The organism is Micromonospora sp. NPDC005707 (assembly GCF_040631005.1).
Taxonomy (GTDB): Bacteria; Actinomycetota; Actinomycetes; order Mycobacteriales; family Micromonosporaceae; genus Micromonospora.
In genome coordinates this window covers 132197-147006 of the sequence record NZ_JBEXYR010000012.1, presented here as the reverse complement: position 1 = coordinate 147006, position 14810 = coordinate 132197, and the positions used below count along the sequence as shown (strand labels likewise).

Annotated in this window: 14 protein-coding genes; 10 read left to right on the top strand and 4 right to left on the bottom strand. The window is 73.5% G+C overall.

The features are described from left to right. Positions 1–5: 5 nt before the first annotated feature. The 3 genes from ABZ452_RS23670 to ABZ452_RS23660 are packed head-to-tail and all read right to left on the bottom strand — an operon-like array spanning position 6 to position 2437. The gene (locus ABZ452_RS23670; RefSeq protein WP_357946683.1) at positions 6–797 is read right to left on the bottom strand and encodes an ABC transporter permease; all 792 of its coding nucleotides are present in this window, start codon (positions 795–797) and stop codon (positions 6–8) included. Then, on the bottom strand, positions 794–1756 hold the full coding sequence (locus ABZ452_RS23665; protein WP_357946680.1) for an ATP-binding cassette domain-containing protein: 963 nt from the start codon (positions 1754–1756) through the stop codon (positions 794–796). The genes ABZ452_RS23670 and ABZ452_RS23665 overlap by 4 nt, the downstream gene beginning before the upstream one ends. Before the next feature lie 12 nt (positions 1757–1768). After that, positions 1769–2437 carry a DUF4097 family beta strand repeat-containing protein gene (locus ABZ452_RS23660; protein ID WP_357946678.1) on the bottom strand — a complete coding sequence of 223 codons (669 nt, stop codon included), beginning with the start codon at positions 2435–2437 and terminating at the stop codon, positions 1769–1771. A gap of 229 nt (positions 2438–2666) precedes the next feature. Between ABZ452_RS23660 and ABZ452_RS23655 the strand changes: the two genes are divergently transcribed. Beyond that, a complete protein-coding gene (locus ABZ452_RS23655; RefSeq protein WP_357946675.1) occupies positions 2667–3440 on the top strand; it encodes a helix-turn-helix domain-containing protein in 774 nt (257 codons plus the stop codon). 54 nt (positions 3441–3494) lie between these two features. Here the strand turns inward: ABZ452_RS23655 and ABZ452_RS23650 are convergent, their stop codons facing one another. Then, positions 3495–4901, bottom strand: a complete 1407-nt coding sequence (locus ABZ452_RS23650) for a lysine 2,3-aminomutase (protein ID WP_357946672.1) — start codon at positions 4899–4901, stop codon at positions 3495–3497. Between the two features lie 155 nt (positions 4902–5056). On the opposite strand from ABZ452_RS23650, the gene ABZ452_RS23645 reads away from it, so the two are divergent. The 9 genes from ABZ452_RS23645 to lnt all read left to right on the top strand — a co-directional run bounded on the left by ABZ452_RS23645 (position 5057) and on the right by lnt (position 14789). Further along, entirely contained in the window at positions 5057–6106 is a 1050-nt protein-coding gene (locus ABZ452_RS23645; RefSeq protein ID WP_357946800.1) for a zinc-binding alcohol dehydrogenase, read from the top strand. A 5-nt stretch (positions 6107–6111) separates the two neighbouring features. Further along, positions 6112–7686 (top strand): amidohydrolase family protein, encoded by a 1575-nt coding sequence (locus ABZ452_RS23640; protein ID WP_357946670.1) that lies wholly within the window; start codon positions 6112–6114, stop codon positions 7684–7686. Beyond that, a complete protein-coding gene (locus ABZ452_RS23635; protein ID WP_357946667.1) occupies positions 7683–9242 on the top strand; it encodes a lysine 5,6-aminomutase subunit alpha in 1560 nt (519 codons plus the stop codon). Before ABZ452_RS23640 ends, ABZ452_RS23635 begins: the two co-directional genes overlap by 4 nt. Before the next feature lie 53 nt (positions 9243–9295). Then, positions 9296–10048 carry an OAM dimerization domain-containing protein gene (locus tag ABZ452_RS23630; RefSeq protein ID WP_357946798.1) on the top strand — a complete coding sequence of 251 codons (753 nt, stop codon included), beginning with the start codon at positions 9296–9298 and terminating at the stop codon, positions 10046–10048. Then, positions 10045–10437, top strand: coding sequence for a hotdog domain-containing protein (locus ABZ452_RS23625; protein ID WP_357946665.1), 393 nt, complete (start codon positions 10045–10047; stop codon positions 10435–10437). The genes ABZ452_RS23630 and ABZ452_RS23625 overlap by 4 nt, the downstream gene beginning before the upstream one ends. Before the next feature lie 120 nt (positions 10438–10557). Next, the gene (locus ABZ452_RS23620) at positions 10558–11892 is read left to right on the top strand and encodes a glutamate mutase L (protein WP_357946662.1); all 1335 of its coding nucleotides are present in this window, start codon (positions 10558–10560) and stop codon (positions 11890–11892) included. A gap of 519 nt (positions 11893–12411) precedes the next feature. After that, positions 12412–12720: a hypothetical protein gene (locus tag ABZ452_RS23615; protein ID WP_357946659.1), complete on the top strand. Its 309-nt coding sequence runs from the start codon at positions 12412–12414 to the stop codon at positions 12718–12720. Continuing rightward, positions 12717–13115 (top strand): hypothetical protein, encoded by a 399-nt coding sequence (locus ABZ452_RS23610; RefSeq protein ID WP_357946656.1) that lies wholly within the window; start codon positions 12717–12719, stop codon positions 13113–13115. The genes ABZ452_RS23615 and ABZ452_RS23610 overlap by 4 nt, the downstream gene beginning before the upstream one ends. Positions 13116–13184: 69 nt before the next feature. Further along, positions 13185–14789 carry an apolipoprotein N-acyltransferase gene (lnt, locus tag ABZ452_RS23605; protein WP_357946795.1) on the top strand — a complete coding sequence of 535 codons (1605 nt, stop codon included), beginning with the start codon at positions 13185–13187 and terminating at the stop codon, positions 14787–14789. The last annotated feature ends 21 nt before the right edge of the window (positions 14790–14810 follow it).

Genomic DNA, 14810 nt, shown 5'->3' with positions numbered 1-14810 from the left:
GGGGATTACCTCGGGTCGCGGTTGAACTTCGACGTCGACCAGAAGTAGCCCAGCACCGCGAGTCCCAGGCACCAGGCGACCGCGAGCCACCCGTTGTGGCCGATCCCGCTGCCGAGCAGCAGACCGCGCAGGGTTTCGATGGCGGGCGTGAACGGCTGGTACTCGGCGATCGGCCGGAGCCAGCCGGGCATGGCCTCGACCGGGACGAAGGCGCTGGACAGCAGGGGCAGCAGGATCAGCGGCATGGCGTTGTTGCTGGCGGCCTCGGCGTTCGGGCTGACCAGGCCCATGCCGACCGCGATCCAGGTGAGCGCCGTGGCGAAGAGGGCGAGCAGCCCGAGCGCCGCGAGCCACTCCAGGACGCCGGCGCCGGTGGACCGGAAGCCGATGGCCACGGCGACGGCGCCCACGAGGACCACGCTCAGGATCGACTGCAGCACGCTGCCGACGACGTGTCCGACGAGGACCGAGCCGCGGTGGATGGCCATCGTGCGGAAGCGGGCGATGATGCCCTCGGTCATGTCGGTGGAGACGGACACCGCGGTGCCGATCACGGTGCTGCCGATGGTCATCAGCAGGAGGCCCGGGACGAGGTACGCGATGTACCGGGAGCGGTCCGGGCCGCCGCCGCCGATGCCCGCGCTCATCGTGTCACCGAAGACGTAGACGAAGAGCAGCAGCAGCATGATCGGGGTGAGCAGCAGGTTGAGGGTGAGGGACGGGTAGCGCCGGGCGTGCAGGAGGTTGCGGCGCAGCATCGTGGACGAGTCGCGTACGGCGAGGGAGAGGGAGCTCATCGGAGGGCCTCCTTGGGCTGGGTGGGGATGCGGGCGCCGCCGGTCAGGGCGAAGAACACGTCGTCGAGGTCGGGGGTGTGGACGGTGAGGGTGTCGGCGTGCACGTCGGCGTCGTCGAGCCGGTCGAGGATGGCGCGCAGCTCGCGTTGGGTGCCGCCGCTGGGGATCTGCAGGGTGAGGGCCTGGTCGTCGCGGACGCTGTCGCGCAGCGCGCCGGCGGCCCGCTCGTACGCCGCGGGGTCCTCGAAACGCAGTTGGACGTGCCCGCCGGGGATGAGGCGCTTGAGTTCCGCGGCGGTGCCCTCGGCGGCGATCTTCCCGTCGTTGAGCACGGCGATGCGGTCGGCGAGCTGGTCGGCCTCCTCCAGGTACTGGGTGGTGAGGAAGACGGTGACGCCGTCGGCGACGAGTTCGCGGATGATCTGCCACATGTTGTGGCGGCTGCGGGGGTCGAGGCCGGTGGTCGGTTCGTCGAGGAAGATGATCCGCGGGTTGCCGACCAGGGTCATGGCGAGGTCGAGGCGGCGCTTCATGCCGCCGGAGTAGGTGGAGGCGGGCTTCTTCGCGGCGTCGGTGAGGTCGAAGCGTTCCAGCAGTTCGGTGGCGGTGCGCTGGCCGTCGCGCTTGGACAGGTGGTGCAGGTCGGCCATGAGGAGCATGTTCTCCTCGCCGGTGATCAGGCCGTCGACGGCGGAGAACTGGCCGGTGACGCCGATGGCGGTGCGGACGGCCTGGGGGTCGGTGGCGAGGTCGTGGCCGCCGACGTGGGTGGGGCCGGAGGCGGGGTCGGGGGAGATGAGGGTGGAGAGGATCTTGACGGCGGTGGTCTTGCCGGCGCCGTTGGGGCCGAGCAGGGCGAAGATGGTTCCTTGCGGGACGGTGAGGTCGACGCCGTCGAGGACGACCTTGTCGCCGTAGGACTTGCGCAGTCCGTTCGCCGCGATGGCCAGGTTGGTCATGGTGGGTGCTCCTCAGAGGCTGCGGGCGACGATGTCGCCGAGGGCGGTGGTGGCGTGGATGGTCAGGCCGGCCGCGGCGCCTTCGGTGTTGGTGAGGGAGTTGTGGATCCGGCCGTAGGTGGTGCCGGCGTCGAGGGTGGCGGAGACGCCGTGGGCGGCGCCGACGGCGATGTCGCCGGCCTGGGTGCGCAGCACGACGGCGCCGCGGACGGCCTCGGTGATGCGGATGTCGCCCTTCGCGGTGCTGATCTCGGCGGGTCCGTTGAGGCGGCCGACCGTGACGTCACCGGCGGCGGTGGTGAGGCGGAGGCTCGCGGCCTCGTCGAGCTTGATGGCGCCGTGTGCGCCCTGGAAGGCGACGTCGCCGAACCGGCCGACGGCCCGGAGGTCGGCGCTGGCCGCCTTCGCCTCGACGCGGGAGCCGGCGGGCAGCTGGACGGTGACCTCGATGGATCCGGAGCTTCCGAGGATCTGGTTCTTGGCGGAGGCCTCGATGTGCAGGACGCCGCCGTCGTATCGGATCTTGGTCTGCTCGGCCACCTTGACGTCGCGGCTCTTCGAGGGGTCGGCGGGGCGGACGTCGACGGTGGTGTCGGCCCGGTCGGCGGCGATGAGCTGGATGCGGCCGGCGGGGATGTCGAGGGTGGCGGTGATCGGGGTGGGGGTGTCGAAGGTGTGCACGGTTGTTCTCCTCCTGCGCCTGCTGTTTCTGACACCGGAAACGCTACGTTGCGTTCACAGATCAGGCAACGAGCTTGTTGCGCCAAAGCAGCATCATCGCAGGTGAACAGCCGTATTTCGTTGCAACGGATGTAGAACTAACGCAACGGTTACGATGCTGATCGTTGCATTGGGTGAACGGTGAACGCTATACTGGCGGCATCGAGCGACCGTGGAAGGGGACATCGCGATGCCGGGAGGCAGGCTCACCCAGCAGGAACGCCAGCAGATCGCGCTGGGGCTGGCCGACGGGCTCGCCTACGCGGAGATCGCCAGGCGTCTCGACCGCCCCACCTCGACGGTCACCCGCGAGGTGATGCGCAACGGCGGTCCGACCGCCTACCGTGCCGACCTGGCCCACCGTGCCACCGAGCGCCGCTCCCACCGGCGCAGGCCGACGCCCGCGCGAGGGCCGCAGGCGCCGTCGCAGACGCAGGGCCGCGACGCCGGGGCCGTGCGCGAGTACGAGGAGATGTTCACGACCCTGCTCATGCAGCAGGGTCTGCCGAAGATGATGTCCCGGGTGCTGACCTGCCTCTACACCGCCGACGCGGGCAGCCTCACCGCGTCCGAACTCGTGCAGCGGCTGCAGGTAAGCCCGGCGTCGGTGTCCAAGGCGGTCACGTTTCTGGAGAGCCAGGGCCTCATCCGCCGGGAACGCGACGAACGCCGCCGCGAGCGCTACGTGGTCGACGACGACGTCTTCTACCAGGGCACGATCGCCGGCGCCCGGGCCAACGCGCAGCTCGCGGAGACGGCCCGGCAGGGCGTGAGCATCCTCGGCCCCGGGACCCCGGCCGCCGTTCGCCTCGAGAGCATCGCCCGGTTCGTCGAGTTCATCGCCGAGAGCATCAGCCGCGCCGCGGAGCAGGCCCGGGAGATCCTCTACACGAAGCCGGAGGCGATCTCGGGCAGCGCCGCGGGCCCCGGTTCCGATCGTGGAGAGGGCGGTGGCCGCGGGTAGACGGCCGCCGCCCCCGCGGCCGGGTGGCTCACGGGGGCGGCGGGGTGGTGCGGGTCAGTCGTCGCGGTGGGCGCTCCACCAGGCCTGGCCGGTCTCGGGCAGGGTGTCGATCGGGTCGTAGTAGGCGTAGCGCTTGTTGAGCGCTTCGAGGTCGGCGGACTCGATCGAGGTGCGGTAGTTCTTGGTCCAGTAGGAGATGCCACGTTCGCGGTCGTACTCGGTGAGCATGTGCACCCACCGCTTGCCGACGAAGGGGACGTCGCAGACGATGCGCGGGGTGGCGTAGCCGGGCAGGTAGCCCATGATGTCGTGCTGGAGCTGCTGGGCGTGCCAGACGGGGACCCGCCAGTGCTCGGCGTTGGGGATCATGTCGCACATGTAGAAGTAGTACGGCAGGATGCCGGCCTCGCCCTGGAGGGCGAAGCAGAGGTCGAGCAGGTCGGCGCTGGTGGCGTTGACGCCGCGCATGAGCACGCCCTGGTTGCGGACGTCGCGGACGCCCACGTCGAGGGCGGTCTGGGCGGCCCGGGCGACCAGCGGGGTGATCGACTGCCGGTGGTTGACGTGGGTGTGGATGGCGAGGTTGACGCCGCGCCGGGACGCGGTGCGGGCGACCCGTTCGAGACCTTCGACGACGTCGCCCTGCAGCCAGTGCTGCGGCAGACCCATGAGGGCCTTGGTGGCGAGGCGGATGTCGCGGATGGTTTCGATCTCGAGCAGCCGCATGAGGTAGGACTCGAGGTTCTTCCACGGCACGTTGGCCACGTCGCCGCCGGAGACGACGACGTCGCGGACGCCGGGGTGGGCCTTGAGGTAGGCGATGTGGGCGTCGTAGCGGTCGACGGGCTTGAGGCTGAGCTTGAGCTTGTCGACGGCGGGGGTGGAGTTGCCGACCAGGTCCATCCGGGTGCAGTGCCCGCAGTACTGCGGGCAGGTGGAGAGCAGCTCGGCGAGGACCTTGGTGGGGTAGCGGTGGGTGAGGCCCTCGGCGACCCACATGTCGTGCTCGTGGAGGCTGTCGCGGCTGGCGTAGGGGTGGGATGGCCAGTCGGTGCGCCGGTCGGAGGCGACGGGGATCATGTAGCGGCGGATCGGGTCGGCGAGGAACGCCTCGGTGCTCATGGGCTCGAACGGCACCATGGTGTTGAGCATCTGCGGGGGCACCAGCATCGACATGGTGGCCAGGGCCTTCTGGTCGGCCTCGAGGTCGGCGTAGAAGGTCTCGTCGACGAGGTCGCCCAGGACGGTGCGCAGCTGCTTGATGTTCTTGACGCAGTTGACCCGCTGCCACTGGGCGTTCTCCCACTGCTCCCGGGTGACGTGGCGCCAGCCGGGGAAGCGGGTCCAGTCGGGTTCGACCAGGGGGCTGCGGCGGTACTCGTACGGCTGCCCGGCGGTCGGAACGGCGACCGGGGCGTGACGGGGTTGAGGGATGGTCTCAACCGGTTGGGTCTGGGTCACGGCCCCTCCTGACATGTGGTGCGGGTGATCAGCGATCCCGAAGGCTACTGGAAAATATCCGGTGAAGAAATTAGTCTGCCGTAAGTTTTCCCGCGACGCGAGCCCTGGCCGGGGTTTCGGGCGGCTGGACATAGGGGGTCGGCGTGACGTCACCGGTGGGTCTGCACCGAGTCGTGGAACCGGCGGGGGTGCTGCCGCAGGCGGCGTGGCGGCTGGACGCCGACCCGCGGATCGGCGCCAACGAGGTGCGGATCCGCGTCGAGCGGCTGAACCTGGACGCGGCGAGCTTCCGGCAGCTGTCGGAGAAGCACGGCGGCGACGGGGAGAAGGTCCGCGCCGAGGTGCTGGAGATCATCTCGACCCGGGGGAAGATGCAGAACCCGGTCACCGGCTCCGGCGGCATGCTGATCGGCACGGTGGAGGAGACCGGGAAGCGGTCCCCGCTCGGGCTGCGCCCGGGCGACCGCGTGGCGACCCTGGTGTCGCTGACGCTGACCCCGCTGACGATCCTCGACGGGCTGGCCCGCTGGGACGGGCGCAGCGAGCAGGTGCCCTGCGACGGCTACGCCATCCTGTTCGCCCGGTCGATCGCCGCGGTGCTGCCCGCCGACCTGCACCCGGAGCTGTCCCTGGCGGTGCTCGACGTGTGCGGGGCGCCGGCGCTGACCGCGCGGGTGGTGGCCGAGCAGGTGGCGCGGCGCCACCGCGAGGGGGACCCGCGCCCGGTGACCGTGGCGGTGATCGGCGGCGCCGGCAAGAGCGGTTCGCTGTCCCTGGCCGCGGCGCGGCGGGCCGGCGCCGGACGTACCGTCGGGGTGGTGCCGGTGGCCGCGGAGCGCGACGCGCTCGAAGCGGCCGGCCTGGCCGGCGTGGTCGCGCTGGCCGACGCCCGCGACCCGGTCGGCCTGTCCACGGCGGTGACCACGGCGCTGGGCGCCCCCGCGGACGTCACGGTGGTCTGCGTGGACGTGCCGGGCTGCGAGCACGGGGCGGTCCTCGCCACCTCTGACGGCGGCACGGTGATCTTCTTCTCGATGGCGACGAGCTTCGCGGCGGCCGCGCTGGGCGCGGAGGGCCTGGCCGCGGACGTGACCATGCTGGTCGGCAACGGGTACGTGCCGGGGCACGCCGCGCTGGCGCTGGACCTGCTGCGCGCCGAGCCGGGGGTGCGTCGTCTGTTCGAGGCCCGCCTGGCGGCAGACTGAGCATCATGACGAACCCCTCGACCTTGTACCGCGGCGGAGTGCTGCACTGTCCGGCCGACCCGAGCGCGACCGCGCTGCTGGTGCGTGACGGGCGGATCGCCTGGCTGGGCGCCGACGCGGACGTGCCGGCCGCCGACCGGGTGGTGGAGCTGGGCGGGGCGCTGGTCACGCCGGCGTTCGTGGACGCGCACGTGCACGCCACGGACACCGGGCTGGCCCTGTCGGGGCTGGACCTGTCGGCGGTGCGGTCGGCGGCCGGGCTGCTGGAGGCCGTGGCGGCGTTCGCCGCCGCGCTGCCGCCCGACGCCGTGGTGCTGGGGCACGGCTGGGACGAGTCGTCCTGGGCGGAGCCGGCCCTGCCCGACGCGGCGGCGCTGGACCGGGCGGCCGGGGGCCGCAAGGTCTACCTGTCGCAGGCGTCGATCCACTCGGCGCTGGTGTCGGCGGCGCTGCTGGCGGCCTGTCCGGACGCGGCGGCCGCCGCCGGGTACGACCCGTCGGGCTGGCTGCGCCGCGACGCCCACCACGTGGTGCGCGCCGCCGCGTTCGCGTCGGTCACGCGCGCGCAGCGGGTGGCGGCGCAACGGCGGGCCCTGGAACACGCGGCGTCGCTGGGCATCGCCGCGGTGCACGAGTGCGGCGGTCCGGACATCTCCGACGAGGAGGACTTCACCGGGCTGCTGGCGATCTCCGGGGCCGGCGTTCCCGAGGTGTACGGGTACTGGGGTGAGCTACTGGGCGCGGCGCGGGCCCGGGAACTGGGCGCGGTCGGCGCCGGCGGTGACCTGTTCGCCGACGGGGCGCTCGGGTCGCGCACCGCGCACGTGTCGACGGCGTACCTCGACGGGGAGCCGGGGGCGTGCGGGCACGGGTACGTGACCGTCGAGCAGGTGCGCGACCACCTGCTGGACTGCGCGGCCCACGGGCTGCAGGGCGGCTTCCACGCGATCGGGGACGCGGCGATCGGCACGGTGCTGGAGGGGTTCGCGCAGGCCGCGCAGAAGGTGGGCGTGGACCGGTTGCGGGCCGCCCGGCACCGGGTCGAGCACGCCGAGATCATGAGCAAGCGGCTGATCGCCGGGTTCGTGGAGTACGGCATCGTGGCGTCGATGCAGCCGGCGTTCGACCGGCTGTGGGGCGGCGCCGGCCGGATGTACGAGTCGCGGCTGGGCCTGTCCCGGTCCTTGGAGTCCAACCCGATGGGCGCCATGCACGGGGTCGGGGTGGCGTTGGCGTTCGGGTCGGACTCGCCGGTGACGCCGCTGGACCCGTGGGGGTCGGTGCGGGCCGCGGCCGCGCACCACAACCCGGCCCAGCGGATGAGCGTGCGGGCGGCGTTCGCCGCGCACACCCGCGGCGGGTGGCGGGCCGTGCACCTGGACAACGAGGGGGTCCTCGCGCTCGGCGCGCCGGCGACGTTCGCGGTGTGGGACACCCCGGCCGGGGTGGAGCGGGGGCTGCCGGTGCTGCAGGCCGAGGACCCGGAGGCGCGCGGCGCGGACGACCCGACGCCGCTGCCGGTGTGCCGGGCCACGGTCCTGCGCGGTGACGTGATCTATCAGGAAGGCTCTCTCAGGTGACAGGCAAGCTTGGGTTGGATCCGGCGCTGGTGGCGCGGGCGCGGGAGTTGGCGCGCCGCGCCGGGCAGCCGGTGGTGGATCTGGCGCGCAGCCACACCACCGTGTCGGTGGAGCGGGCGGTGCTGCGGCTGGCCGGGGTGACCGGCGCCGACCCCGACGGCATCCCGTGGGTGAACCGCCTCGTCGACGCGGTCGTCGCCGACGTCGGTCTCGGCCACGGTGTCGCCGCGCCGGTGTTCGACGCGCTCGAGCGGGAGCAGATCGCCGACGTGACGCTGCTGGCGCAGAAGGCCGCCGCCGGGTCGGTGCGGTTCACCCAGCCGACCGGCAAGGCCGCCACGGCCGCCCGCCGGGCCGCCCGCAAGGCGGTCGCCGCGGGCGTGCGGCAGATCGACCGGCGCCGCGCCGAGCGAGACCGGCTCGTGAAGCGGTACGGGGACCCGAAGCAGCGGCCGTGGATCTACCTGATCGTGGCCACCGGCGACATCTACGAGGACATCCCGCAGGCGCAGGCCGCCGCCCGCGCCGGCGCGGACATCATCGCGGTGATCCGCTCCACCGGGCAGTCGCTGCTGGACTACGTGCCCGAGGGCGCCACCCGGGAGGGCTTCGCCGGCACGTACGCCACCCAGGAGAACTTCCGGCTCATGCGGGCCGCGCTGGACTCCTCGTCGCGGGAGCTGGGCCGGTACGTGCGGCTGACGAACTACGCGTCGGGCCTGTGCATGCCGGAGATGGCCGCCCTGGCCGGCCTGGAACGGCTCGACATGATGCTCAACGACTCGATGTACGGGATCCTGTTCCGCGACATCAACCCGATCCGCACGTTCGTCGACCAGCGGTTCTCCCGGCAGGTGCACGCCCGCGCCGGCATCATCATCAACACCGGCGAGGACAACTACCTCACCACCGCCGACGCGGTCGACGAGGCGCACACGGTGACCGTGTCGCAGCTGCTCAACGAGTACTTCGCGCACGAGGCGGGGCTGGCCGACTGGCAGCTCGGCCTGGGCCACGCCTTCGAGATCAACCCGGACGTGCCGGAGTCGTTCCGCCTGGAGCTGGCGCACGCGCTGCTGGCCCGGGAGCTGTTCCCCGACGCGCCGCTGAAGTGGATGCCGCCGACCAAGCACATGACCGGGGACGTGTTCCGCGGCAACCTGCTCGACGGGTTCTTCAACCTGGTCGGCACCATGACCGGGCAGGGCATCCTGCTGGTCGGGATGATGACCGAGGCGGTGGTCACCCCCTGGCTGTCGGACCGGGACATCGCCCTGCAGAACGTCCGCTACGTGCTGGGCGCCGCCGGCGGGCTGCACGAGGACTTCGTGCCCGCGCCGGGCGGGTTCATCCAGCAGCGCGCCCACCGGGTGCTCGGTGAGGCCGTCGACCTGCTCGACCGCATCGGTGACCAGTCGCTGCTCACCGCCATCGCCGAGGGCACCTTCGGGATCATGAAGCGGCCCGCGGACCGGGGCAAGGGCCTCGACGGCGTCGCGAAGCACGAGGCCGACTACTACAACCCGGCCACGGACATCCTGGAGCAGGCGGCATGAGCGAACGCACCGAGCGAAGCGAGGGCCGTGAGGGCATGCCCGGCCAGCACGGCATGACGGAGAAGAAGATCGTCCGGCCGTACGGGGACACCACCGGCGACGGCATGGTGCAAGTGTCGTTCACGCTGCCGGTGCCGCACGACAAGCGCGCCGAGGGCGCCGCCGTGCAGCTGGCCAACAAGATGGGCATGGACCCGGCGATGCTGGTGCACGCCAAGCAGATGGGCGACGGGTTCACCTTCTTCGTCGTCTACGGCCGGGTGAACCACCTCGTGGACCTCGACAAGGTGCAGGTGGTGGAACGGGACTACCCGCTGCTGTCGGCCAAGGAGGTCAACACGGTGGTGAAGCAGCGCCTGCGGCGCAAGCTGTCCGTCGTGGGCGCCTGCATCGGCACCGACGCGCACACCGTCGGCATCGACGCCATCCTCAACGTCAAGGGCATCGCCGGGGAGAAGGGCCTGGAGTACTACCGCGAACTCAAGGTCACCAACCTGGGCGCGCAGGTCAGCGTCCCCGAGCTGGTCGAGGCGGCCCGCCGGGAGAAAGCCGACGCCGTGCTCGTCTCCCAGGTCGTCACCCAACGCGACGCGCACCTGCACAACACCCGGGAGATGTCCGCCGCGTTCCGGGAGGCCCTGCCCGCCGGCAAGCGACCCCTGCTGATCGTCGGCGGTCCCCGCTTCGACGAGACCATGACCGGGGAGCTGGGCGTCGACCGAATCTTCGGCCGCGGCACCACCCCCGGCGAGGTCGCCAGCTACCTGGTCCACGCCCTGATCAGCGACAAGAAGGCGAGAGCATGAGTGATCCCCGGGTCGGCCTGACCGTCACCCACCGCCGGTACGTGCCGTACTCCCACGCCCACTACGCGGGCAACCTCGTCGACGGGGCGTACGCGCTGGGCCTGTTCGGGGACGTCGCCACCGAGGTGTGCATCCGCACCGACGGCGACGAGGGGCTGTTCGCCTCCTACTCCGACGTGCAGTTCAAGGCCCCCATGAAGGCCGGCGACGTGCTGGAGGTGATCGCCACGGTCACCCGGGTCGGCACCCGCAGCCGCACCATCGACTTCGCCGCGCACGTGGTGTGCCGGGGCCGCCCCGACAAGGGCGAATCGGCCGCCGAGGTCCTTGCCGAGCCGATCGTGGCGGTCACCGCCACCGGCACGGTGGTCGTACCCCCAGCGGCGTGAGCGCGAGGAGTGAGCCGGGTTTGCGAGCCCCGCAGTCGCGAACGAAGGACGGCTCGGCGTGAGCGCGAGGAGTGAGCCGGGTTTGCGAGCCCCGCAGCCACGAATGAGGGACGGGTCCGCGTGAACCTCGCCGTCTGCGCCGACGTCGGGTCGACGTACACCAAGGCCGCGGTGGTCGACCTCGACGGCGGCCGGCTCGTCGCGGCGGCGGCCGCGCCGACCACCGTCGGCACCGACGTGCTGCACGGCCTGGACGCCGCCGTCGGCACCGCCACCGCCGGGCTCGCCGCGCGGGACCTGCCCTGGTACGTGTGCTCGTCGGCCGGCGGCGGCCTGCGGCTGGCCGTCATCGGCTACGAGCCCCTCGTCACCGCGCAGGCCGGCCGGCGGGTCGGGCTGTCCGCCGGGGCGAACGTGGTGCACGTGGCCGCCGGGCGGCTCGGCGCGGCCGAGCTGACCGCGCTGCGCGCCGCCCGCCCCGACGTGGTGCTGCTCGTCGGCGGCACCGACGGCGGCGACGCCGACACCCTCACCCACAACGCCACCCGGCTGGCGCGGGCGCGCTGGCGGGTGCCCGTGGTGCTCGCCGGCAACGCCGACGTCCGCGACGACCTGCACGCCCTGCTCGCCGCGGCGAAGGTGCCGGTCACCGCCGCCGACAACGTGCTGCCCCGCATCGGGGTGCTCGCCCCCGCGCCGGCCCGCGCCGCGATCCGGGAGGTGTTCCTGCGGCACGTCATCGGCGGCAAGAAGCTGTCCCGCGGCAGCCGGTTCGCCCGCCTGGTGCGGGCCGCCACCCCCGACGCGGTGCTCACCGGCGTGGAGGTCCTCGCCGACGCCCTCGGCGGGGACCTGGCCGTCGTCGACGTCGGCGGCGCCACCACCGACGTGTACTCGGTGCTCACCCCCGACGAGCGCGACAGCGGCCCCAGCCAGGAGGTCGCCGGGGCCCTGTGGCGGGCGCGCACCGTCGAGGGGGACCTCGGCATGCGGTGGAGCGCCCCCGGCGTGGTCCGCGCCGCCGCCGAGGAACGGCTCCTCGCCCCCGGCGAGGACGACGACCTGGCCGCCGCGGCGGCCGTGCGGGCCGCCGACCCCGGTTTCCTGCCCGCCGACGACGCCGACCGGGCCGCCGACCGGCGCATCGCCGCGCTCGCCGCGACGGTGGCGCTGCGCCGCCACGCCCGCGGCGCCGCCACGGGGGAGCGCGCCGGGCGGGACCTGCGCGACGTCAAGCTGATGGTCGGCTCCGGCGGGGTGCTGCGGCACGCGGCGCCCGCCGACGCCGCCGGGGTCCTCGCCGCCGTCCTCGGCGACCACGCCGGCGGGTGGCCGCTGCCCCGGGCCGCCCGTCCCGTGGTCGACGTCGACTACGTCCTGGCCGCCGGCGGGCTGCTCGCCGCCGACCACCCGGGCGCGGCCGCCGCCCTGCTGCGCCGACACCTCGCCGGCTGACCGCGCCGGGCGCCTCTCCGGCTGACAGCGCCGGGGCAGCTCTCCGGCTGAGCGCGCCGGCCCGGCACCCCGCCCGGGCATGGGCGACATCGAGACGCGCCGACGCGACACGCCGTGTCGCAACACACGACAGGCCCGGGTGGGTTGACAGCGGCGGGGGTGCACGCCGTACCGTCTTTGAGTCCTACCACGGGAAGCGGCTGTTGTTCGCTTCGTCCCTTCGTCCGCTGGCCGAGCGACCGGAAGGTTGCGGCGGCCAGGTCCAGCGGGCGGGGGTCGGCGGGGCGGCGCGAACCGGCCGCGGTTACCGGTGTACGGGCAGGGTGAGAGGCACGGCCAGTAGACAACGGCCAGGCGGGGGCAGCCAGTCCACGTCGGGTCGGTCCGAAGGTCGGCGCCGATCGCCCTCGCCCCACCGGCCGGGAAGGGCCTGGGAGCATCGGGGCGCGGCATCAGCCGCGCCCCGATTTTCGTTTCCGCGCCTCCACCAGCACGGTGCTACCGGCTATGCTGCGCGGTATGACCGGAGCGGTGCGGAAACTGTCGATCTCGGTCCCGCCGGACGTCGCGGAACGCCTCGAACGCGAACCCAACGCCAGCGCCTTCCTGGTGCACGCCGCGCGGGCGCTGATGCGCCGGGAAGCCCTCGGCGCCGAGCTCGCCCACCAGGGCATCGCGGTCACCGAGGAGGGAATCGCCCGGGCGCGGGCGGCGCGCGCCGCCGTCGACGTCGCCTGGCCGGCCGAGCGCTACCAGGCGATCCGGGAACGGGTGCGGCACACCGCAACCGGCGACGAGGACCACGCGGGCCGGGCCAGCGCCGCGTGAGCGACGCCGACGCGCCGCCCGTGCGGCTGGTGCTCGACCGGTCGGCGCTGCTGGCGTACCTGGCCGGGTCGGTGCACGTGGGGGAGACCCTGCACGAGGTGATCGCCGACGGCGTGCGCTTCGGGGTGCCCGTGCTCGCCGCCGCCGAGGCGTACGCGGCCGTCGACGACTCGAAGGACCGGGCGGCGCTGCGGCGGCTGCTCGCCCTGGACGCCTGCGCCGTGCTGGCCACCGAGGGTGGTTCGTGGCAGGAACTGGCGTACTGGCGGGGCTTCACCGGGCGGGTCGACCTGGCCGCCACCGTGCTGGCCTGCCTCGACCACGACGCCCCGATCCTCACCGGCGAGGTCCGCTACGGCGACGACGACCTGCCGGTCATCCGGCTGCCGGAGTGAGCCGGCCCGGACGGGCCGACGGGCCGGTCCGCCGGGTAGCCTTCGGCGCGTGATCGTGGTGAGGTGCCGGTGACGACGCTGGACCGGGAAGAGACGCGTGCCACCGGCGGGGCACGCCCGGGCGCCGGCGGGCGACCGCTGCCCCTGAAACTGGCCGTCCCGGCGGCCCTGCTGGCCGGTCTGGCGCTGCTCGCCGCCTTCCCCCCGTACGGGCTGTGGCCCCTGGCCCCGGCCGGTGTGGCGCTGCTCGCCGCCGCGGCGCACCGGCGGCGGTTGCGCGCCGGCGCCGGGCTGGGTTTCCTCGCCGGGGTGGCGCTGTTCGCGCCGCTGCTGGAATGGACCAACCTGCACACCGGCTACGTGCCGTGGCTGCTGCTGTCCCTGCTGCAGGCCGCCTACCTGGCGCTGCTCGGCGCCGCCACCGCCTGGGTGTCCCCGCTGGTCGACCGGCACCGCGCGGCGTGGCCGCTGGTCACCGGGGTGCTGTGGGTGGGGCAGGAGGCGCTGCGCGACCGCACCCCGTTCGGCGGGTTCCCGTGGGGGCGGCTGGCGTTCAGCCAGGACACCTCCCCGCTGCTGCGGCTGGCCGCGCTCGGCGGCGCCCCGCTGGTCACCTTCGCCGTCGCCCTCGCCGGCGGGATCCTGCTCGCCCTCGCCTGGCGCAACTGGCGCCAGCCCGCCGGGCTGTGGCGCCCCGTGGCGGGGCTCACCGCCGCCCTGGCCGCGGTGCTCGCCGCCGGCCCCGCCGTGCCGGCCGGGGTACGCGGCGGCGGCGACACCGTCACCGTGGCCATCGTCCAGGGCAACGTGCCCCGCCTCGGGCTGGACTTCAACGCCCAACGGCAGGCCGTGCTGAACAACCACGTCGACGCCACCCTGAAACTGGCCGAACAGGTCGCCGCGGGCACACAACGCCGCCCCGACCTGGTGGTGTGGCCGGAGAACTCCAGCGACATCGACCCGCTGCGCTACCCCGGGGCCGGCGACCGGATCTCCCAGGCCGCGGACACCATCGGCGCGCCGATCCTGGTCGGCGCCGTGCTCCTCGGCCCCGGCGAGGGCCAGGTCCGCAACGCCGGCCTGCTGTGGCGCCCCGGCAGCGGAGCCGACCTGCAGCAGCTCTACACCAAACGGCACCCCGTGCCGTTTGCCGAGTACGTGCCGTTGCGCGAGATCGCCCGGATGGTCAGCTCCGAGGTCGACCGGGTCCGCTCCGACTTCGTCCCCGGCAGCGCCCCCGGTGTGCTGGACACCGGCGTGGCCACCCTCGGCGACGTGATCTGCTTCGAGGTCGCCTACGACGGCATCGTCCGGGACACCGTCACCGGCGGTGCACAGTTGCTGGTGGTGCAGACCAACAACGCCACGTTCGACGCGGCCGAGGCCCGCCAGCAGCTGGCCATGGTCCGGCTGCGCGCCGTCGAGCACGGTCGTGCCGCCCTGATGGCCTCCACGGTCGGGGTGTCCGGGTTCGTTTCCCCGGACGGGCGGGTAGACGGTGCGACCGGGTTCAACACCGCCGCGGTGGTGGTGCGGCAGATGCGGCTCGGCGACGGGCGTACCCCGGCCACCACGGCGGGGGTGTGGCCGGAGGTGGCCCTCGCGGCGCTCGCCGTCGCGGCCCTGGCCGGCGCGACGGTGCTGCGCCGCCGCCGGGAGGTCGACCCGGGGTAGACGACGGGCGGGAGGCGGTAC